The 2,375-nt window shown below is 73.6% G+C and carries 5 protein-coding genes; all 5 read right to left on the bottom strand.

What is annotated here, in order from left to right; genetic code table 11:
* Positions 1-282, bottom strand: a 282-nt coding sequence (locus EHS43_RS42815; protein WP_260470977.1) for a hypothetical protein, incomplete at its 3' end; no start/stop codon positions are given.
* A gap of 105 nt (positions 283-387) precedes the next feature.
* Positions 388-1,038 (bottom strand): HdeD family acid-resistance protein, encoded by a 651-nt coding sequence (locus tag EHS43_RS42810; RefSeq protein WP_125195851.1) that lies wholly within the window; start codon positions 1,036-1,038, stop codon positions 388-390.
* A gap of 80 nt (positions 1,039-1,118) precedes the next feature.
* The gene (locus EHS43_RS42805; RefSeq protein ID WP_125195850.1) at positions 1,119-1,715 is read right to left on the bottom strand and encodes an HhH-GPD-type base excision DNA repair protein; all 597 of its coding nucleotides are present in this window, start codon (positions 1,713-1,715) and stop codon (positions 1,119-1,121) included.
* Between the two features lie 48 nt (positions 1,716-1,763).
* Entirely contained in the window at positions 1,764-1,949 is a 186-nt protein-coding gene (locus EHS43_RS42800; protein ID WP_125195849.1) for a hypothetical protein, read from the bottom strand.
* Positions 1,950-2,030: 81 nt separating this feature from the next.
* A partial coding sequence (locus tag EHS43_RS42795) for an SIP domain-containing protein (protein WP_148104280.1) occupies positions 2,031-2,375 on the bottom strand: 345 nt, incomplete at its 5' end.

Genomic DNA, 2,375 nt, shown 5'->3' with positions numbered 1-2,375 from the left:
CGCGTACGGCGGCCGCGGGGGCGCGGGGAGGGGGCGGTCCGCCGGCACAGCGGGAGCCGGCTCCGGCCACGGCACGGGCCGCAGCGGTACGACCGCTCGGTGGACGGCGCGGGCCGGTGGCCGCAGGGCCGTGTCGAGGACGTCGTACTCGACGACCTCCCCGGCCGGCACGGGCGGCATCGCGTGCGCCTGGAGATGCGTACCGGGAACCAGCAACGCGAGCAGCAGCACGAGCGCCCGCAGCCAGTCACGGCTGCCCGGGGCACGTCGTACGGAACTCACACAGGTCGTCTCCCCCGGCGGCACCCGCACTTCATCACTTCGCCCGCCAAGTTCACCCACCCGGAGTGCGGCCTGCGCGTCACCGACCGGGGTGGCGGACGGAGGTCACACCGTGTGCGGCAGCTGTCGGGCCTTGGTGCGGATGCTCAGGGCTGTGACGATCTCCACCGCTCCCACGACGACCAGCCAGATGCCGCCGACCACCGTGAGGACGGTGATCGACTCGAAGGGGGAGTCGATCAGCACGATCCCGGCGGCGAAGGTCAGCACCCCGAGGAGGATGTGCCAGCCCCGGGCCGGCATGGAGCGGTCGGAGGCGGCGGCCAGGGTCTGGGTGATGCCGCGGATCAGCCAGCCGATGCCGATCCACAGGGCGAGCAGCAGGATCGACCGCATCGGGCCGCGCAGACAGAACAGGCCCAGCAGGATCGACAGGCTGCCGCTGATGAAGGCGAGGACGCGCAGGGCGGTGGTCCGGTGCGTGCCGAAGGCCGCGACCAGCTGGAAGATGCCGCTGATCAGGAGGTAGACGCCGAAGAGGACACCGACGACGAGGAGGGTGGCGTCGGGCCAGACCAGGACCAGCACGCCGAGGACCAGGGAGGCGGCCCCGGTGAGCAGGACGACCTGCCAGGCGGCTGTGGCGAGGGAGTGCAGGGGGCCTTCGAGGGGCGGTTCGGGCGCGTGCGGCGAGGTGCCCGGCGGGTGGCCCGCGTGGACCCTGCGGTCGTCGAAACGGTCGTCGAACTCGGTCATGGTCCATGCTGGGACCGCCGCGCGCCGCACGGCCACCCGGGACGGGCCACCCGGCTGACCGGTGCCGACAGTCCCGGACCCTAGGACTTCCCGCCCGCCTTCGCCGCCTTCGCCGCCGCCTTCATCTCCTGCTTGTGCGCGCGGACCTTGGTCAGCGACTCGGGGCCGGTGATGTCGGCGACGGACCGGAAGGAATCCGGCTCGCCGTAGGCGCCCGCGGCCTCCCGCCAGCCCTGCGGCCGGACACCGAGCTGCTTGCCCAGCAGCGCCAGGAAGATCTGCGCCTTCTGCTTGCCGAAGCCGGGGAGTTCCTGCAGGCGGCGCAGCAGCTCCCGCCCGTCCTCGACGCCCTTCCAGACCAGCTCGGCCTCGCCGTCGTAGTGCTCGACGAGGTACTGGCACAGTTGCTGGATCCGCTTGGCCATCGAACCGGGGTAGCGGTGCACGGCCGGCTTCTCGGAGAGCAGCGCGACGAACGCCTCCGGGTCCTGCGCGGTGATCTCGTGTGCGTCGAGGTCGCTCGCGCCGAGGCGGTCCGCGATGGTGCGGGGTCCCTTGAACGCCCACTCCATCGGGACCTGCTGGTCCAGCAGCATCCCGACCAGCGCGGCGAGCGGGGAGCGGCCGAGGAGTTCGTCGGCCTCGGGGTCCTGGGCGAGGTGCAGGGTGACGTCCATGACTCCGATCATGCCCCCGCCCCGGTCATGGCTCCACGTGAGGGCCGGTCAGAGCTGCGCCGTCGGTGTTCTCGTGGGCACGGCCAGCACGGCCAGCACGGCCAGCACGGCCAGCACGGCCAGCACGGCCAGCACGGCCAGCACGGCCAGCGCGGTCCCGGGCCTGCCGTCGCCGCCCGGGGTCGGAATCCCGCCAAGGCCACCCGCCGGGGCTGCCGGGTCCGCCGGGGCCACCGGAGCCGCCGGACAACAGCCTGGACAAGGCAGGCCGACGTGCCCGGCGCCTCGTCAGGCCGGTGGCGGAGCCGGGCGGCCTCAGGGCCTCCAGTACCCCAGCGCGTCGACCCGCTCCTTCGGCACGCCCAGCTCCTTGCGGACGTACGACGACAGGGCCCTGGTCGTCGCCGTGTCGCAGGCGATCCACACGTACGCGTCCGGGTGGCTCCTCAGCAGGCCGGGCAGGTCCGCCTTCACCTGGGCGACCAGGTGCGCCCCGGAGTCGAGGCGGAGCACCCGGCGGACCTCGTGGCGGGCGGGGTCGGTGCGGAAGGGGAGGCCCTCGTCGCCGCCCTCGAACCAGACGGTCGCCGGGGCGGAGTCCAGGGCGCGGAGGAGGGAGTTGAGGGCGGGCAGCGAGGCCGGGTCGCCGAAGGCGAAGAC

It is taken from the genome of Streptomyces sp. RP5T (assembly GCF_003933965.1).
Lineage (GTDB): Bacteria > Actinomycetota > Actinomycetes > Streptomycetales > Streptomycetaceae > Streptomyces.
The sequence above is the reverse complement of the archived record's forward strand: the minus strand, read 5'-3'. Positions and strand labels throughout refer to the sequence as shown.